Origin of the sequence: Corynebacterium sp. HMSC056F09, assembly GCF_001815785.1 — a bacterium.
GTDB classification, from domain to species: Bacteria; Actinomycetota; Actinomycetes; order Mycobacteriales; family Mycobacteriaceae; genus Corynebacterium; species Corynebacterium hiratae.
The window spans coordinates 1-397 of the sequence record NZ_KV821903.1; the positions used below are offsets into that span (position 1 = coordinate 1).

At 51.1% G+C, this 397-nt stretch carries 1 protein-coding gene; it reads left to right on the forward strand.

The window, feature by feature from the left end; all coding sequences use genetic code 11:
* Window positions 1-397: VaFE repeat-containing surface-anchored protein (locus tag HMPREF3056_RS03420; protein ID WP_168166978.1), on the forward strand; the 397-nt coding region annotated here is incomplete at both ends.

Here is a 397-nt window from a genome sequence, read left to right on the forward strand (position 1 = left end):
TGTTGAGCCGAAGATTTCGACGAATGCTGATTTTGCGAACGGTGCAACTCAGGTTGTTGCTGGTGCGCAGGTTAACGATACGGTGACGTATGAGGGTCTGGTTCCGGGTAAGGAATACACCCTTTATGCTGAGTTGATTTCTAAGGCTGATGGCAAGACTGTTCTGGGTGAGGGTAAGAAGACCTTTACTCCGGATGCTGCCAATGGTGAGGTTGTTGTTGAGATCATCGTTGATGAGTCTGTGACGGAGCCGGTTGAGGCTGCGGTTGCCTTTGAGGAGTTGACTTCTGTTGAGGTCGACAAGGAGGGCAAGGAGACTCCGGGTACTGATCCGAAGAACCCGAATGTCATCGCTGAGCACAAGGACATCAACGATAAGGCTCAGACTGTGACCTCT